The organism is Citricoccus sp. CH26A (assembly GCF_000224415.1).
Classification (GTDB): Bacteria; Actinomycetota; Actinomycetes; order Actinomycetales; family Micrococcaceae; genus Citricoccus.
On sequence record NZ_AFXQ01000019.1, the window covers coordinates 1 to 17,126 of the forward strand.

A 17,126-nucleotide genomic window follows, 5' to 3' on the forward strand; every position below is an offset into this window, starting at 1 on the left:
GGGTCCGCCCCGCACACCCCGGGATCCGGGATCCGGTTTCCCGTGGTATTCCCGTTGCCGGACCTCGCACCGCGTCTCGCCCGGCACGGCGCCGATCCGGCCGGATTCCCGCCGCCGCTTGGGGATTCGCAGCACGGCCGAACTTGAACTGAGGGGGTTGATTGTGCCCATAATCATTGACGAACCGCAGAGCGCGGAGAACGGAGGAACACCATGCGTGGTAGCAGTCTCGTCTGGACCATTGTCGGCATTTTGCTGGCGATCGCCCTGATCATCTGGATCGTCTCGGCTCTGTAGAGTCCGGTTCTCCAAGCCAGGGTCGGGGCCCCACGGCACTCGCCGCCGGGTCCCGATGAGAACGGCCCCCTTCCGCGTGCGGAAGGGGGCCGTTCTCATCGGCGTCCGGGTCAGAGCGAGGAGAGTTCCTCGTGCTCCGGGTACACCTCGCGCAGCAGGTGCGCGGTCTCGGACGGGGTCTTGCCGACCTTCACGCCCGCGGCCTCGAGGGCCTCCTTCTTGGCCTGCGCGGTGCCGGAGGAGCCGGAGACGATGGCGCCGGCGTGACCCATGGTCTTGCCCTCCGGAGCGGTGAAGCCCGCCACGTAGCCGACGACCGGCTTGGTCACGTTGTTCTTGATGAACTCCGCGGCCCGCTCCTCGGCGTCGCCGCCGATCTCGCCGATCATCACGATCGCCTTGGTGTCCGGGTCCGCCTCGAACGCCTCGAGGGCGTCGATGTGGGTGGTGCCGATGACCGGGTCGCCGCCGATGCCGATGGCGGTGGAGAAGCCCAGGTCCCGCAGTTCGTACATCATCTGGTAGGTCAGGGTGCCGGACTTGGAGACCAGCCCGACGCCGCCCTTGCCGGTGATGTTGGCCGGGGTGATGCCGGCCAGGGACTCACCCGGCGTGATGATGCCGGGGCAGTTCGGGCCCAGGATCCGGGTCACCGGCTTGCCGTCGGCACCGGTCTTCTCCTGGGACAGGGCGAAGAACTCGGCGGAGTCCTGCACCGGGATGCCCTCGGTGATGACCACGAGCAGCGGGATGCCGGCCTCGATCGCCTCGATGGCGGCGTCCTTGGCGAACTTCGGGGGCACGAACATCACGGAGACGTCCGCCCCGGTGGCCTCCATGGCCTCGGCCACGGACCCGAAGACGGGCAGCTCGACCTCGGCACCGTGCTGGTCCTTGTGGGTCACGGTGGTGCCGGCCTTGCGGGCGTTGACGCCGCCGACGATGTTGGTCCCGGCGTGCAGCATCCGGGCGGTGTGCTTGGAGCCCTCGCCGCCGGTGATGCCCTGGACGATGACCTTGGAATCCTTGTTCAGGTAGATCGACATGTGTGCTGTCCGTCCTTACTTCTGTGCCGAGGCGTTGGCGAGCTCGGCGGCCTTGTCGGCGCCTTCGTCCATGGAGGTGGCCTGGGTGACCAGCGGGTGGGCGGCCTCGCGCAGGATGCGGCGGCCCTCGTCCACGTTGTTGCCGTCCAGGCGCACGACCAGCGGCTTGGTCGCCTTGTCGCCCAGGATCTCCAGGGCCTTGACCACGCCGTTGGCGACCGCGTCACACGCGGTGATGCCACCGAAGACGTTCACGAACACGCTCTTGACCTGCTCGTCGTTGAGGATGACGTCCAGGCCGTTGGCCATGACCTCGGCGGAGGCGCCACCGCCGATGTCCAGGAAGTTGGCGGGCTTGACGCCGCCGTGGTTCTCACCGGCGTAGGCCACGACGTCCAGGGTGGACATGACCAGGCCCGCGCCGTTGCCGATGATGCCGACCTCGCCGTCGAGCTTGACGTAGTTGAGGTCGTTGGCCTTGGCCTTGGCCTCCAGCGGGTCCTCGGTGCGCTCGTCCACCAGGGCGCCGTGGCCCTCCTGGCGGAACTCGGCGTTGTCGTCCAGGGTGACCTTGCCGTCCAGGGCCACGATGTCACCGGCGCCGGTCTTGACCAGCGGGTTGACCTCCACCAGGGTCGCGTCCTCCTTCTCGAAGACGTCCCACAGCTTGACGAGGACCTCGGCGACCTTGCCGCGCAGCTCCTCGGGGAAGCCGGCCTCGGCCACGATCTTGTCCGCGGTCGCGGCGTCGATGCCGGTCAGCGCGGAGACGGGCACCTTGGCCAGGGCCTCGGGGCGTTCCTCGGCGAGCTGCTCGATCTCCATGCCGCCCTCGACCGAGCACATCGCCAGGTAGGTGCGGTTGGAGCGATCCAGCAGCACGGAGAAGTAGTACTCCTCCGCGATGTCCGCGCCCTGGGCGATCATGACCTGGTGGACGGTATGGCCCTTGATGTCCATGCCCAGGATGGCCTTGGCGTGCTCGAAGGCCTCGTCGGCGGTCTTGGCGACCTTCACGCCGCCGGCCTTGCCGCGGCCACCGACCTTCACCTGCGCCTTGACGACAGTCACGCCGCCGATCTTCTCAGCGGCCGCCTTGGCCTCTTCCGGGGTCTGCGCCACGATGCCGGCCAGCACGGGAACGCCGTGTGCCTCGAACAGATCGCGCGCCTGGTATTCATACAGGTCCACGGGTTGGAGTCCTTCTACGTCGAAAACGGGGACGGCACGGATTCCGCGGGCGGCATCTGGGCACGGCAGCACCCGATCCTGAAAAGGTCATCCGACCCCTGACATCGGGTGATGCGTGTCCGGCTCGGCGGAAGCCGGCCGGAAGTCCGGGAAACCCCGGGCATTCCAACCCTTACCTTAGTCCACGCCACACCGTGGCCGTCCATTCCGGCCGGCAGGGTCCCGTGGGGACCTCAGTCCACCCGGGTCAGCGGGGCATAGCGCAGCAGCAGCCGCTTCTCGGTTCCGGCGAAGTCGACGGTGGCGACGGTCTTGTCCCCCGCGCCCGCCAGCGCCAGCACGGTGCCGCGACCGAAGGTGCCGTGGTCCACGGCGTCCCCCGGCGCCAGGGTCACGATCTCCTTGTTGGGCTGGACCCGGGTGGGCTTGGCACCGCGGTTCGGCACCGTCAGCTCGGCGTCCTCCGCATAGGCTCCCGACGCGCGGGCCGGCCGGTTGGACGCGGACCCGGCACCCCAGTGGGAACCGGAGAACCGCTGGGGATAGCGAGAACCACCGTGGCCGCCGATCGAGCCGCCGCCGAAACCGCCGCCGAAGCCCGCGGGACGGGTCGACCCCTCCCGTTCCCAGACCAGCAGCGTCTCCGGGATCTCCTCCAGGAACTGGCTGGGCGGGTTGAACTGGTGCTGGCCCCACAGGGACCGGGCCTCGGCGCGGGAGACGAAGAGCCGGCGTCGGGCGCGGGTCAGGCCCACGTAGGCGAGCCGGCGTTCCTCGGCCAGTTCCTTCTCGTCCGTCATGGACCGCGAGTGCGGGAAGACGCCGTGCTCCATGCCGGTCAGGAACACCACCGGGAACTCCAGTCCCTTGGCGGTGTGCAGGGTCATCAGGGTGACCTGGCCCAGCTGGTCGGCCAGGGCGGCGCCCTCGGTGTCCGGGGCGTCCGGCAGCTGGTCCGCGTCCGCCACGAGCGCCACCTGTTCCAGGAAGTCCCCCAGGGTGCCCCCGGGGTTGGTCTTCTCGAACTCGCGGACCACCGCCACCAGCTCGCCGAGGTTGTCCGCGCGGGACTCGTCCTGCAGGTCCTCGGAGGAACGCAGCGCCTCGAGCATGCCCGTCTGCTCCAGGACGGCCTCGAGCACGGTGGCCGCACCGGACGTGGCCGCCACCTGGGCGAGGTCGTCCATCATCTGCACGAAGCCGTTGACGGCCTTGAGGGAGCGGGTGGCCATGGCCGGGGCCTGGTCCGCCTGGCGCAGCGCCTCGAAGAAGGTCGAGCGGTTGCGGCCCTGCAGCGCCGCCACCGCCCCCTCGGCGCGGTCGCCGATCCCGCGCTTGGGCTCGTTGAGGATCCGGCGCAGGTTGACGTCGTCATCGGGGTTGTCCAGCACGCGCAGGTAGGCCAGGGCGTCCTTGATCTCCTTGCGGTCGTAGAACCGCGTGCCGCCCACCACCCGGTACGGGATGCCCTTCGTGACCAGGCGCTCCTCGAGGGAACGGGACTGGGCGTTGGTGCGGTAGAAGACCGCGACGTCCGCCGGGCGGATGCCCTCCTCGTCCTGGAGCCGGTCGATCGTCGTGGCGATCCACTCCGCCTCGGCCGACTCGTTCTCGGCGGCGTAGCCGACGATCTTCTCCCCCGACCCCTCGGCGGTCCACAGGTTCTTGGGCCGGCGCTGGGGGTTCTTCGAGATCACCGCGTTGGCGGCGTCCAGGATCGTCTGGGTGGAGCGGTAGTTCTGCTCCAGCTTGATGGTCTCGGCCTCGGGGTAGTCCTGCTCGAACTCCACGATGTTGCGGATGTCCGCACCGCGGAAGGCGTAGATGGACTGGTCCGAGTCCCCGACCACGGTGAGCTCGCCGCCGGCGGTCTCCACGCCCTCCGGCTCCCCCGCGGGCCCGGTGAGCAACCGCACCAGGCGGTACTGGGCGTGGTTGGTGTCCTGGTACTCGTCCACCAGCACGTGCCGGAAGCGCCGGCGGTAGTTGTCCAGCACCCCCGGGAACGCCTCGAGCATGTTGACCGTCATGCCGATCAGGTCGTCGAAGTCCATGGCGTTGGCCTGGCGCAACCGTGCGGTGTACTCGGTGTAGACGGCGGACACCGCCTGGGCGAAGGGCTCGGAGGTGCCGACGGTGGCCGCGTGGTCCTCGCAGTCCACGAGCTCGTTCTTCAGGGCGCTGATCCTGTTCAGGATCGCCTTGGGCGCGAACCGCTTGGGGTCCAGGTCGTGTGCCTTGGCGATCGAGGTGACCAGCCGCAGGGAGTCGGCGGAGTCGTAGATGGAGAAGTTGGACTTCAATCCGACCGTGGTGGCCTCCCGGCGCAGGATCCGCACGCAGGAGGAGTGGAAGGTGGAGATCCACATCTTCTGCGCCGCCGGACCGATCAGCGTGCTGATCCGCTCGCGCATCTCCGCGGCGGCCTTGTTCGTGAAGGTGATCGCCAGGACCTCGTGCGGGCGGGCCCGGCCGGTGGCCAGGGCGTAGGCGATCCGGTGCGTGAGCACGCGGGTCTTGCCCGAGCCGGCTCCGGCCACGATCAGCAGCGGCGAACCGGTGTGCTCCACGGCGCGCTTCTGCTGCTCGTTCAGCCCCTCGAGCAGTTCGTCCGCACCGGGCGCGCGGTGGGCCCCGGCGGTGGAGGCGAGGCCGAACTCCGGTTCCTCGGAGAACGGGTCGGCGGGGCGGGCGGCGAACAGGCCCGGCAGGGCGGTCTGGAAATCCTGGGACATGGTGGCGTCCATTCTACCGAGGGCCGGGACGCCCTCAGGGGCCGTCCACAGCCCCGGTCCTCCGGCCCGTCCCGCAGGCGGGATAATGGGAGGCTGGAGGTTCACGTGTCCCAGAAGAAGAGCAAGAAGCGGCAGAACAGGCCCGGTACCGGCCGGTCCGGTCCCCCGTCCGGCGCACCGTGGCAGGGCGAGGTCAGGGGCGGTGCCCCCGCGTCGGACGCCGGTCCCGTCCGGCACCCCCGCCCCTCGGTGGCCCAGGCCCGCCAGGACCTGGAGGCCTCCGGCCAGAAGGAGGGCAGCCCGGGAATGCTGGTGGCCGCCCTGCTGGGCACCACCCTGTTCATGTTCTTCTACCTGCACGTGCTGGTGCTGCCGCAGATGGCGCAGCTGTCCGGCGGGCTGCCCATGCCGGACCAGCAGTTCCTCTACGACTCCGCCTACCTCGCCGAGCTGGACGCCGCCATGGACGAGCCGGCCCACGGGCAGCTGAACTGGGTGCACAAGACGGCCGGGGTCATCTTCCCCATCGCGGTGGGCCTGTCCGTGGCCGCCGTGGCCGCCTGGTGCCTGCCCGGCGGCTGGGGTCGCTGGGTGTCCTACGCCGCCGGTGCGCTGTTCGCGGTGGTGGACATCGTGGAGAACATGCTCATCGAGTCGGTGCTGCGGGCCGGGGGCGAAGGCGCGGCCCTGGCCTCCGCGTTCACCACGGCGCGCTGGGTGCTGCTGGTGGCCATCACGGCGTGGATCGTGCTGATGCTCGCGGGCCGGTTCCGTCGCGCGGCCCGGGAACGCACCGGGGCGCTCACCCGCCAGCCGCGGCGGAGATGACCCACGGTTCCCGGAGGTGACGCACGGGCCGCCGGGGACCGCGTAGGATGTCCGAGTGGGCCCGGACGCCCTCGCGCGTGCGAGCGGGCGTCCGGGCCCTGTAGCCCCCGTAGCTCAGTAGGATAGAGCGACCCTCTCCTAAAGGGTAGGCCATCGGTTCGATTCCGGTCGGGGGCACCAGTCCTCTCCTCCGCCGCCCGTCGGCGCCCCGCAGCAGGCCTCAGGACGGTGTGGTCCGAGGGTCGCCGGGATCGCCCGGCCCGAAGAGGTCCGCCCGGCGGTCGGCCAGGTACGGCGGCACGCCCTCGACGTCCCGAAGCTCCGCCACGAGCAGGTCCTCACCCGCCGCCGGGAGGGCGTCCACGGCGCCGCCGGGGCCGCAGATCACGCTGAGCCCCGCATAGTCCTGGTCGCCCTCGCTCCCGCAGTAGTTGGCATAGGCGATCTGGACCCCGTTCTCGTAGGCCCGGGCGGGGACCAGGGTCCGGGACACGATCTCGTAACCGGCCATGTTCGCCGTCGGGACCAGGACGACCTGTGCACCCCGCAGCGCCGCCGCCCGGACGGCCTCCGGGAATTCCACGTCGTAGCAGATGAGCAGGGCGACCCGGCGCCCCCGGAGGTCCGCCACCGCGGGCGGTGCGTTCCCGGGGGTGAAGCGGCTCCGGTCCAGGTCCTCGAACAGGTGCATCTTCCGGTGCCGCAGGACCGTCCTGCCGTCCGAGACCAGCTGGGCGGAGTTGTACACGGTGCCGTCGGTGTCCCGTTCGGGATAGCCGTAGGCCACGGCCACCCCGGTGCGCACGGTCAGCTCGGCGATCCGCTGGGCGGTCGGACCCCCGCACGGCTCGGCCAGCCGATGCGTGTCCCGGCGGGGGATGTCGTACCCGGTGGTGAACATCTCCGGGACCACCAGGACGTCGGCACCTTGTTCCGACGCCCGGCCCAGGGCGTCCTGTAGCCGCAGGAGGTTCCCCTCCACGTCGAGCGGATGCGGCTCGCACTGCCAGACGGCGACGCGCACGGTGCTCAGTCCGCCAGCGCGACGGGCGCGATCTCGTCGAAGAGGTCCCCCGGGCCGGGATTGTCCCCGGCACAGGAACCGCCGAAGTAGTCCATGACACCCCAGACCGCGTTCAGCCCGGTCTGCACCGCGCCTTCCGCCCAGGCGGGGGTGAAGGAGACGTCGTCACCGGCCAGGAAGATCCCGCGCTGGCTCTCCGGCAGGTCCCGCTGCACGAAGTGGGTGTACATCCTGTGGTTGTAGCGGTAGTGCCCGGGCAGGGCCCCCTTGAACGCGCCCAGGAAGAACGGGTCGTCCTCCCAGGACACCGTCACGGGCTCGCCCACGATGTGACCGCGGATGTCCACGGTGGGATAGATCTTCGACAGCGAGTTCAGCGCGAGGTCGACCCGGCGGTCCACGGCGTGCGGAAGCATCTTCAGGGAGTCCGACATCCACGAGTAGGACAGGCAGATCGCGGCCGGACGATCGGGACCGTCGTCGAAGAGGTAGGTGCCCCGCGTCAGCCGGTCGGTGAGCGTCATGCTCATCTGCTGGCGACCGGTCTCCGGGTCCGTGCGCAGCCAGAACGGCTCGTCGACCATGACGAACGTCTTCGTCGACTGCATGTACCGCGTCCGGTCCAGCGCCATCCACAGGTCCTGCGAGAACAGGCTCTCGTCGCAGTCGACCTCCGTGGTCAGCAGCCAGCTGTGGCACGTCGCGACCACGGCGTGGTGCCGGCGCGTGGTGCCCCACCGGTCCCGCACGCAGAACCGGCCGTCGTCGTCCTTCCCGATGGCCGAGGCGGCGGCCAGAGTGGCCCCGTGGTGGAGGGAGGACAGCGTGGTCCCGCTGGGCCAGGGCCCGCCGGGGCGGACCGGCAACTCCCACAGCCCGCGGGGCAGCTGGTCGACGCCGCCCACGATGAGACGCTGGTCGGCGTCGCAGTTGGTGAGGACCACCCGCAGGATCTCCAGCATGGAATTCGGGAAGTCCGAGTCCCATCCCCCCGTGCCGAACCCCACCACGCCGAACAGTTCCCGGTCCCGGAAGGACAGGGGCCCGAAGGCCTTCGACCGGGCGATGAAGTCATAGAACGTCCGGTCGTCCCAGTCCGCCACGAGGGCGTCCCAGGACTTCTTGAGCCGGGGGACGTCGCGATGCCGGATGGCCTCCTGCATCTCGGTGTACCCGATCTCCTCCAGCGCGGCGTCCCAGGCGTCGGAGATCCTGGTGAAGGTCTCCGGGAGATCGGCCAGGGTCTGCCCGTAGAAGGTCTCACCGCCGATGTCGATGACCGTGCTTCCCGCGGCGGGTGTCAGCGGGTTCGGGAAGGGCCGGTGTTCCAGGCCCAGGAGGTCGGCATAGTGGAAGAAGGTGCTACCCGAGGTGGGGAAGCGCATCCCCCCCAGTTCCGCCACCACCCCCTCAGCACCGTCGAAGCGGTGGGTGCGCAACCGGCCACCGATCCTGGTCGGCTCGTAGATCACCGGCTTGAGCCCCAGGTTCATCAGCTCGTAGGCGGCGACCATGCCCGACAGTCCCGCCCCGATGATCGCCACCTCACGTCCCAGGACCGCCTGCGGCAGGGCGCCGAGGCCCGCCGGATGGTCCAGCCACTCGTCGTAGGCGAATGGGAAGTCGGGCCCGAACATGGTGACGGGCAGCGGCGAGGTGTCCTTCTCGGACGGCGTGAAAATGCTCACGTCAGGAGACTATGGCCTCCATCGCCACGTGCCCACCCCCCGGACGGCCGGGGCAGGTCACCACCCAGCCGCGGGAAGCACAAGTCAGGTGCGTCCCGGATGACGCGATGTGACCGTGAGGACTCGGCCTGGAAGCGCCAGATGACCTGCGTGACGCCGCGCGACAGGAAAGCCACCGTGGATGACTCCCCCCTTGGTCCCCGGTCCAACCCGCCGATAGACAGGTCCCACCGCCTCCATCACGCACAGGAGAACCAGTGGAAAATCGCCAGCCGGCGTATCCCGGGACAACCGTCCCGGGCCTGCGCACCCCATCCGCAATCACCCCTTCCGGACCACGACGCCGGCTCCCTCGCCCGGGTGCCCCGGCCGCCGCCGGACTCCTCACCGCCGCCGCCCTGGCCCTGACCGCCTGCGGCGGGCCGGCCACCGGAACCGCAGACCCCGCGGGTGAACCGCGGCGCGGGGGCACCCTGACCTATGCCACCGGTGACGTGGAACCGGCGTGCCTGGACCCGATCGTCTCGGGCAACGTCCCCCAAGCGCTGGTCTCGACCCAGTACCTGGAACCCCTGTTCCACCAGGACGAGGACGGAGAGATCGGCCCCTGGCTTGCCGAGTCCTGGAAGTGGTCCAGCGACCGGCTGGCCCTGGACATCACCGTCCGCGACGACGTGAGCTTCACGGACGGCCAGCAGCTCAATGCCGAGACCATCCAGAAGAACGTCGAGTACATCAAGGACCCGAAGACCCTCTCCAGCACCGGCATCCTCGCCGTGGAGAAGGTCGAGTCCGTGGAGCTGGTGGACGAGTTCACCGCCCGGTTGCACCTGTCCGAACCGGACAATGCGTTGCTGGAGCACTTTGCCCAGGTGTGGGTACCCATCCAGTCCCAGAAGGCCCTGGCCCGCGGCATGGAGCAGAACTGCCTGGCCCCCGTCGGCACCGGGCCATTCACTGTCCACAGCTGGACCAAGCAGCGCGAGATCGTGCTGGTGCGCAACGAGGACTACCACACGCCCGCCCCCACGGCCGGGCATTCCGGACCCGCCTACCTGGACCGGATCGTCTGGCGCTTCCTGCCGGACCACGCCAACCGCTTCTCCGCGTTGCAGGCCGGTGAGGTCGACGTCATCGACGTCATCCAGCCCCAGGACGCCATCGCCGCGGACGCCGACCCGGCACTCGACACCCTGATCGGCTCTCGTCCCGGCCACGTGGTGAACCTGACCTTCAACACCAGGCGCGAACCCTTCGCGGACCTCCGGGTCCGCGAGGCCCTGATCCGCTCCGTGGACGTGGACGCGGCGTTGAAGAGCATCTTCCTCGGCACGGTGGACCGTTCCGACTCCGTGCTCAGCTCCATCACGAAGTACAACCACCAACAGCCGGAGGTCTTCGCGACGGACGTGGAGAAGGCGAACCGGCTCCTGGACGAGGCCGGTTGGACCGGACGGGACGCGGCGGGCTACCGCACCAAGAACGGTCGGCGGCTCTCGGCCACCGTACTGCAGACCGAGTCCGTGCTCGTCCCGGTCTCGGTGCTCGAGCAGTTCCAGGCCAGCGCCAAGGCGGTCGGCTTCGAGTTGTTGATCAGCCAGGAGGAGACATCGACCTTCAACGAACGCCGCTACGCCTGGGACTACGACCTGGCACCGATGTACTACACGAAGAACTCCCCGGCGGTACTGAACCTCACCCACCACAGGGACAACATCCCCTCGGTCATCGAAGGCGGATACCACGCCAACAACAACGGCCTTCAGGGGCCAGAGGCCGAGCGGATCGACCAGCTCCTGGACACCGGGTCCGTGACCGCGGATGAACAGGAACGCCACGACTCCTACGTCGGGGCCCAGGACGTCCTGCACTCCCAGTACCTCAACCTGCCGATCTTCGACCAGCAGACGCGCCTCGGGTTCCGTTCCGACGTCGAGGGCCTCCAGCTGATCTCGCCCCTCGGCATGCCCACCTTCTACGACACCTGGTTGGACCGCTCATGACCACCACGCTGCCCGCCCGCTCCCCCGCCACGGCCACCGGTCCCACCCAGTCCGGCCGACCGGCCCGCAACTCCGGGGCCACCACCACGGCACGTTGGGCCCTGAGCCGCGTCGTCGGTGCGGCCTTCGTCCTCTGGTCCGTGGCCACCATCGCCTTCTTCGCGCTGCGGCTGGTTCCCGGGGACCCGGTGGACGCACTCCTCGGCGGCCCCGGCAACAACGCCACCGAGGAGGTCCGCCAGCAGACCCGGGAACTGTACGGCCTGGACCAGCCGGTCCTCGTCCAGTACGCGGCCTTCCTGGCCGGACTGCTGCGGGGTGACCTCGGCCAGTCCTACCAGCTGCGCCAGCCCGTGGCCCAGGTCCTCGGCGAGCAGGTCGGCAACACCCTGCTGCTCGCCGCCCTCGCCCTCGCGCTGGCCTGGGCGCTCGCGCTGGGGCTGGCCCTCTGGTCCACCCGTCCGGGGCGCACCGCGGCGGTCGTCGCGAGCGTGCTGGAGATCGTCTCGGCCGCCGTCCCGCACTTCTGGCTGGGCACCATCCTGATCCTGGTGTTCAGCGTGAACCTGCAGCTGCTCCCCGCCACCTCGGGAGCGCCCGGGGTCGAGGGCCTCATCCTGCCGGTCGTGACCCTGGCCGTGCCGCTGGCCGGCTTCCTCGGCCAGTCCATGCGCGAATCCATGCTCACCGCCATGCACTCTCCCTTCGCCCTGTCCGCCCGCGCTCGCGGCGAGGCCGAGACCGGCGTGAGCCTGCGCCACGCACTGCGACACGCCGCCCTGCCCGGCATCAACCTCTCCGGGTGGGCCTTCGGTTCCCTGATCAGCGGCGCCGTGGTGGTCGAGACGGTCTTCGCCCGCCCCGGCCTCGGTCGCACGCTGCTCGAGGCCGTCACCGTCCGGGACGTCCCGGTGGTCCTCGGGGTCGTGCTGCTGATCGCCGCTGTCTACGTCGTCGTCACGCTGCTCAGCGACCTCGCCGAACGCCTCGCCGATCCCCGCCTCCGCGACGCATGAGCGTCTCCTCTCCGACTCCCCCGAGGTAGCCATGACACAGACCTTCCCGGTCACCGAGGCCTCCGCCCCGGTCACCTCCCCCACCCCTCATCCACCCCGCGGTCCCCGCCGACGGCGATTCGGCCCCGCAGTCGCCATCCCAGCCACCGTGGTCACCGTGCTGGCGGTGGCGGCCATCGCCCCTGCCCTGTTGGCCCCCGGTGATCCACTGGCCATGGAACCGGCCAACGCATTCGCCGCCCCCTCGCTCCAGCACTGGTTCGGCACGGACGAGTCCGGCCGGGACGTGTTCACCCGAGTGATCCACGGATCCCGCGACTCACTGTCCATCGGTCTGCTGGCCACCGTCATCGGCGTAGGCCTCGGCCTCCTCCTCGGCGCGATGGCCGGCTGGGGATCGAGGGCAGTGGACTTCGGCGTGAACAGGGTCCTGGAGGTCCTCTTCGCTTTCCCGAACCTGCTGCTGGCGCTGCTCGTCATCACGATCCTGGGCCCCGGCGTGGTCACCACCACGCTGGCCGTCGGACTCTCCACCGCTCCAGGCTACGCCCGGATGATCCGGTCCCAGGTGCGGGCGGTCAAGCAGTCCGGCTACGTGGAGGCCTCCATCGTCCAGGGCCGCTCCCGCTGGTTCATCATCCGGCGGCACGTCCTTCCCAACGTGGCGGCTCCCCTGTTCATCCTGGCCACCCTCGGCGTCGGACAGGCCATCGTCTGGGCCTCCTCCCTGAGCTTCCTCGGTCTCGGCGCCACCCCGCCGGCCCCGGAGTGGGGTGCCATGCTCTCGGCTGGTCGCGGCTACATGTCCATCGCCTGGTGGATCACCCTCTTCCCGGGCCTCTTCATCGTGCTCAGCGCCACCGCCACCACCGTCCTCGGCCACAGCCTCCAGCAGAAGCTCAAGGAGATGTCATGACCCAGCAGCCCGCCTCCGCCACCGGTCCCGAACCGGCGGCCCGCATCCGGAACCTCTCCGTTGCCTTCGGCGAACGCCACCACGCGGTCCCGACCGTGCGCGGGGTGGACCTGGAGATCCACCCCGGTGAATGCCTTGCCGTGGTCGGTGAGTCCGGCTCCGGGAAGTCCGTCACCGCCCGCACCCTCATCGGGCTGACCGGCGGCCAGGCCATCGTCACCGCCGACGCCCTGGAGCTCGGCGGGCAGGACCAGCGTGGCAACACCGCCAGGGCCTGGCGCGGGGTCCGCGGCGCAAAGGTCGGCTACGTCCTGCAGGACGCCCTGGTCTCCCTCGATCCGTTGCGGCCGATCGGACGCGAGATCGATGACAGCCTGCGGTTGCACACGAACCTGACCAGACGGCAACGGCAGGAGCGCGTGCTGAGGCTGCTGGCCGACGTCGGGATCCCGGAACCGGAGCAGCGCGTCCGGCAACGCTCCGGGGAGCTGTCCGGTGGGCTGCGCCAGCGCGCCCTGATCGCCGCCGCCGTGGCCCTGGACCCGCCCCTGCTCATTGCCGATGAACCCACCACCGCACTGGACGTCACCGTGCAGCAGCAGATCCTCGACCTGCTGGCCGGGCTCAAGGAACGGGGACGGGCCTGTTGCTGATCAGCCACGACCTGGCCGTCGTCGGCCAGCTCGCCGACCGCATCGCCGTCATGCAGTCCGGCAGTATCGTCGAGACGGGACCCAGCGCCGAGGTTCTGGGCAGCCCGGCTCACGAGTACACGAAGCGGCTGTTGCGGGCCGTCCCGACGGACCGGCCGCGCGGCACCACGCTGTCCGAACAACCGGTCTCCATCTCGGCCCGTCAGCACCGCCTGATCGAGTCCCGGCAGCGGGACGACCGTGACGTTGCGGGCCGGGGGCCTGCGACCGAGCCGCTGCTGGTCGGCACGGACCTGCGAAAGGTCTACCGAAACCCGGACCGCAGCGAACGGGTCGCCGTGGCGGATGTGTCCTTCTCCCTGAACCGCGGCTCCACGCTCGGCATCGTGGGTGAGTCCGGCTCCGGCAAGAGCACGGTGGCGCGGATGGTCCTCGGTCTCACCCCACCCGACGCCGGCGCGGTCCGGTTCCGCGGTGGCGACTGGAGCGCCCTGAGCGAGCAACAGCGCCGACCCGACCGTCGCCGCATGGCCTCGGTCTACCAGGATCCACTCGGGTCCTTCGACCCGCAGTGGACGGTGGAACAGGTCCTCGCCGATGCCCTGATCGACGGGGGCGCCCTCAGCCGGTCCGATCGCCAGGATGAAGTCGTGGAACTCCTGGAGGCGGTCGGACTCGGATCGGCCCACCTGCGACGGCGTCCACTGAGCCTGTCCGGCGGCCAGCGCCAGCGCATCGCCATCGCCCGGGCCCTGGCCTCGGGCCCCGAGCTGATCGTCTGCGACGAGCCGGTCTCCGCCCTCGATGTCTCCATCCAGGCCCAGGTGCTGGACCTGCTGGACGAGCTGCAGCGTGAATTCACGCTGAGCTACCTGTTCATCTCCCACGACCTCGGGGTCATCCAACACGTCAGTGACGAGATCCTGGTGTTACGCCAGGGCAGGGTCGTGGAAGCCGGCCGGGCGCAGGAGGTCTTCACCGATCCCACCCATCCCTACACGCAGTCCTTGCTGGCCGCCGCACCCCGTCTGGCCACGGGTTCGACCCGACACACACCCACCGTCGAGGCAGGAGCCCGACCGTGACCATCACCACCCCCACCACGCAGCGATCCGCACCCGGTATCGAGGAACTCCTGGACCGTTTCCGGCCCGTCCTCGACGAGATCGCAGCCGGGTCCGTGCGGCGTGAGTCCGACCGCGAGCTGGCCCACGACGCCGTCCGTCGCCTCGCCGAGTCCGGGTTCACGGCACTGCGGGTCCCGACCGAACACCACGGCCTGGGTGCCTCCCTCGCGGACACCTTCCACCTGTTGGCACGGTTGGGGGAAGCCGACCCGAACCTGGTGCAGGCCCTGAGGGCCCACTTCACCGCGGTGGAGAACTTCCGAGCCGCCGGCCCCGCCGCGCAGGAGCGGTGGTTCCCACGCATCGTAGCCGGTGAGGTGTTCGGCAATGCCACCACTGAACGGGGCAATCGCCCCCGGACGAATGAGACACGGTTGGAGCAGCGCGATGGAGGGTGGATCCTGAACGGGACCAAGTACTACAGCACGGGAAGCCTCTACGCAGACTGGATCCAGGTCACGGCCGACCTTCCCACCGGGGAGACCCGGAGGGTGACCGTTCACCGTGGGGATCGCGGCGTCGAGCTCGTCGACGACTGGGACGGCTTCGGACAGCGCCTCACGGCATCGGGCACCACTCGGTTGCTCGACGTCGCGGTGGATCCGCAGAACATCGCGGCCGTCGGAGCGCAGGAGGGCTACGGCACCCTCACCTCGTTCGTCCAGATGGTGCTGCTGGCCGCCCTGACCGGAATCGGTCGTGCGGTCCGCCGCGATGCCGTGGAGTTCGTCCGCAATCGCACGAGGGCCTATGCCCACGGGGTGGGCGACGAACCCCAGCGCGATCCCCTGGTTCAGGAGACCGTCGGACGTATCTCGGCAACGGTCTTCGCAGTGGAGTCCGCCTTCGATTCCGCTGCCCGCCGGCTGGACGGTGCCGTGGCGCGGTCCGAACGCGGAGAGCTCACCGCGGACGACCAGGCCGAACTGGACACGGTGACCTCTGAGGCCCAGATCGTCATCATCGAGCAGGTGCTCGCCGTCGCCACCCAGCTCTTCGAGGTGGGCGGCGCCTCGGCCACGACCGAGTCCCGCCGGCTGGACCGGCACTGGCGCAACGCCCGGGTACTCGGCAGCCACAATCCCCTGGCGTATCGGGCCCGGGAGGTCGGCCAGCAGCGGCTGACCGGTGATGCAGTGATCGCCCCGGTCTACATCGGTTCCGCCACCCCACACCAGTCCCACCGAGTTCAGGAGACGACCCCATGAGCCTGCCTTCCGTCCCCCTGCTGTTCAACGCCTTCCTGATGAACACTGGCTCCCACATCCAGCACGGGCAATGGCGTCATCCCGAGGCCCGCCAGTCCGAGTTCAATGACCTGCACCTGTGGCTGGACCTGGCACGGACCCTTGAGGACGGACTGTTCGACGCCATGTTCTTCGCCGATGTCTCGGGCCTCTACGGCCCAGCCGGCGGCCAGTACGTGGACAACGTCCATGAGGGGCTGCAGATCCCCTCGAATGACCCGACCGTGCTGCTGGGCGCCCTGGCCGTGGTCACGAAGCACATCGGCCTCGCCACCACCTCGAACGTGATGCAGAACCACCCGTTCAACTTCGCCCGGCAGCTGTCCACCCTGGACCACCTCTCCGGTGGCCGGGTGGCGTGGAACATCGTGACCTCCACGCAGGAGAACGCGGCCCGGAACTACGGCCTGCCCGCCCTGGTCGAACACGACGCCCGCTATGACTGGGCCGATGAATACCTGGACGTGGTCTACAAGCTCTGGGAGGGTTCCTGGGACGAGGGGGCCCTGCTGCAGGACAAGGAGGGTGGCCGCTTCGCCGACCCGGCCCTGATCCACAAGATCTTCCATGAGGGTCCTCGTTACTCCGTCGAGGGCCCGCACTTACCCTCACCCTCGCCCCAGCGCACCCCGCTGCTGTTCCAGGCCGGCGGTTCCGAGCGCGGCATCCGGTTCGCCGCCCGGCACGCCGAGTGCCAGTTCATCGTCACGCCGACCCCCCAGGTGGCGCGGGACCACATCCGGCGCGTGCGGGCGGCGGTCGCCGAGGCGGGCAGGGATCCGCAGGACGTGAAGTTCTTCCAGGGCCTGTCCTTGGTCATCGGGGACGACGAGTCGGATGTGAGGGCCAAGGAGCAGGACTACCTCGACTACGCCTCGGTGACCGGGTTCCTCACGCACGCCTCTCTGGGGATCCTCCCGGACGGCACCAGGCTGCCCGACGAGACCCGCCTGGTCGACATCCCGAACAACGGCGGGCAGGCCCACGTGGAGTGGTTGCGCCGTGCGACCCCCGAGCGGGAGCCCACCCTCGCCGACCTGGCCAACGGCCGGATCCGCCGGGGTTACGCCGCGGGGACGCCGGAGCAGATCGCGGACCAACTGCAGGTCTGGCGCGAGGCCGGCGTGGACGGGATCAACCTCATCAACTGGCGGCTGCCCGGCACCTATGAGGAGTTCAACGAGAAGCTGTTGCCCGTGCTCCAGCGCCGCGGACTGGCCAAGACCGGGTACACCGAGGGCACGCTGCGGCACAAGGTCTTCGGCCGGGACCGGCTGCCGGACAACCACCCGGGAGCCCGCTACCGCGGGGCCTTCACCCCGGCCACGGCAGCGACCTGACGAGGCCGTCGGCCC

General features: G+C 69.8%; 13 protein-coding genes and 1 tRNA gene. 9 read left to right on the forward strand and 5 right to left on the reverse strand.

The features are described from left to right. Positions 1 to 407: 407 nt before the first annotated feature. From sucD to CITRI_RS0111570, 3 genes are all read right to left on the reverse strand, one after another. Positions 408 to 1,343, reverse strand: a complete 936-nt coding sequence (gene sucD / locus CITRI_RS0111560) for a succinate--CoA ligase subunit alpha (protein WP_010144978.1) — start codon at positions 1,341 to 1,343, stop codon at positions 408 to 410. 15 nt (positions 1,344 to 1,358) lie between these two features. Continuing rightward, a complete protein-coding gene (sucC, locus tag CITRI_RS0111565) occupies positions 1,359 to 2,534 on the reverse strand; it encodes an ADP-forming succinate--CoA ligase subunit beta (RefSeq protein WP_010144979.1) in 1,176 nt (391 codons plus the stop codon). A gap of 233 nt (positions 2,535 to 2,767) precedes the next feature. Then, positions 2,768 to 5,269 (reverse strand): UvrD-helicase domain-containing protein, encoded by a 2,502-nt coding sequence (locus tag CITRI_RS0111570; protein ID WP_010144980.1) that lies wholly within the window; start codon positions 5,267 to 5,269, stop codon positions 2,768 to 2,770. 105 nt (positions 5,270 to 5,374) lie between these two features. On the opposite strand from CITRI_RS0111570, the gene CITRI_RS17515 reads away from it, so the two are divergent. Continuing rightward, positions 5,375 to 6,097: a hypothetical protein gene (locus tag CITRI_RS17515; protein ID WP_010144981.1), complete on the forward strand. Its 723-nt coding sequence runs from the start codon at positions 5,375 to 5,377 to the stop codon at positions 6,095 to 6,097. A gap of 103 nt (positions 6,098 to 6,200) precedes the next feature. Continuing rightward, positions 6,201 to 6,277 (forward strand) — tRNA-Arg (locus tag CITRI_RS0111580). Between the two features lie 40 nt (positions 6,278 to 6,317). Here the strand turns inward: CITRI_RS0111580 and CITRI_RS17520 are convergent. Together CITRI_RS17520 and CITRI_RS0111590 are read right to left on the reverse strand one after the other, a co-directional pair. After that, positions 6,318 to 7,121 (reverse strand): carbon-nitrogen hydrolase family protein, encoded by an 804-nt coding sequence (locus CITRI_RS17520; RefSeq protein WP_010144982.1) that lies wholly within the window; start codon positions 7,119 to 7,121, stop codon positions 6,318 to 6,320. A gap of 5 nt (positions 7,122 to 7,126) precedes the next feature. Further along, positions 7,127 to 8,809 (reverse strand): NAD(P)/FAD-dependent oxidoreductase, encoded by a 1,683-nt coding sequence (locus CITRI_RS0111590; RefSeq protein ID WP_010144983.1) that lies wholly within the window; start codon positions 8,807 to 8,809, stop codon positions 7,127 to 7,129. A 257-nt stretch (positions 8,810 to 9,066) separates the two neighbouring features. Here CITRI_RS0111590 and CITRI_RS0111595 point away from each other — a divergent pair, with 257 nt between their 5' ends. From CITRI_RS0111595 to CITRI_RS0111620, 7 genes are read left to right on the forward strand one after another with little or no spacing between them, the layout of a single operon-like run. Further along, positions 9,067 to 10,812 (forward strand): ABC transporter substrate-binding protein, encoded by a 1,746-nt coding sequence (locus tag CITRI_RS0111595; RefSeq protein WP_010144985.1) that lies wholly within the window; start codon positions 9,067 to 9,069, stop codon positions 10,810 to 10,812. Further along, positions 10,809 to 11,828: an ABC transporter permease gene (locus CITRI_RS0111600; RefSeq protein ID WP_010144986.1), complete on the forward strand. Its 1,020-nt coding sequence runs from the start codon at positions 10,809 to 10,811 to the stop codon at positions 11,826 to 11,828. Before CITRI_RS0111595 ends, CITRI_RS0111600 begins: the two co-directional genes overlap by 4 nt. Before the next feature lie 31 nt (positions 11,829 to 11,859). Next, on the forward strand, positions 11,860 to 12,744 hold the full coding sequence (locus CITRI_RS0111605) for an ABC transporter permease (protein WP_010144987.1): 885 nt from the start codon (positions 11,860 to 11,862) through the stop codon (positions 12,742 to 12,744). Then, complete coding sequence (locus CITRI_RS20235; protein WP_010144988.1) at positions 12,741 to 13,397, forward strand: ATP-binding cassette domain-containing protein; 657 nt, start codon at positions 12,741 to 12,743, stop codon at positions 13,395 to 13,397. The genes CITRI_RS0111605 and CITRI_RS20235 overlap by 4 nt, the downstream gene beginning before the upstream one ends. Beyond that, a complete protein-coding gene (locus CITRI_RS20240) occupies positions 13,391 to 14,482 on the forward strand; it encodes an ABC transporter ATP-binding protein (protein ID WP_010144989.1) in 1,092 nt (363 codons plus the stop codon). Before CITRI_RS20235 ends, CITRI_RS20240 begins: the two co-directional genes overlap by 7 nt. Further along, on the forward strand, positions 14,479 to 15,732 hold the full coding sequence (locus tag CITRI_RS0111615; protein WP_010144990.1) for an acyl-CoA dehydrogenase family protein: 1,254 nt from the start codon (positions 14,479 to 14,481) through the stop codon (positions 15,730 to 15,732). Before CITRI_RS20240 ends, CITRI_RS0111615 begins: the two co-directional genes overlap by 4 nt. Next, the gene (locus CITRI_RS0111620; protein ID WP_010144991.1) at positions 15,729 to 17,111 is read left to right on the forward strand and encodes an LLM class flavin-dependent oxidoreductase; all 1,383 of its coding nucleotides are present in this window, start codon (positions 15,729 to 15,731) and stop codon (positions 17,109 to 17,111) included. Before CITRI_RS0111615 ends, CITRI_RS0111620 begins: the two co-directional genes overlap by 4 nt. Positions 17,112 to 17,126 lie beyond the last annotated feature (15 nt).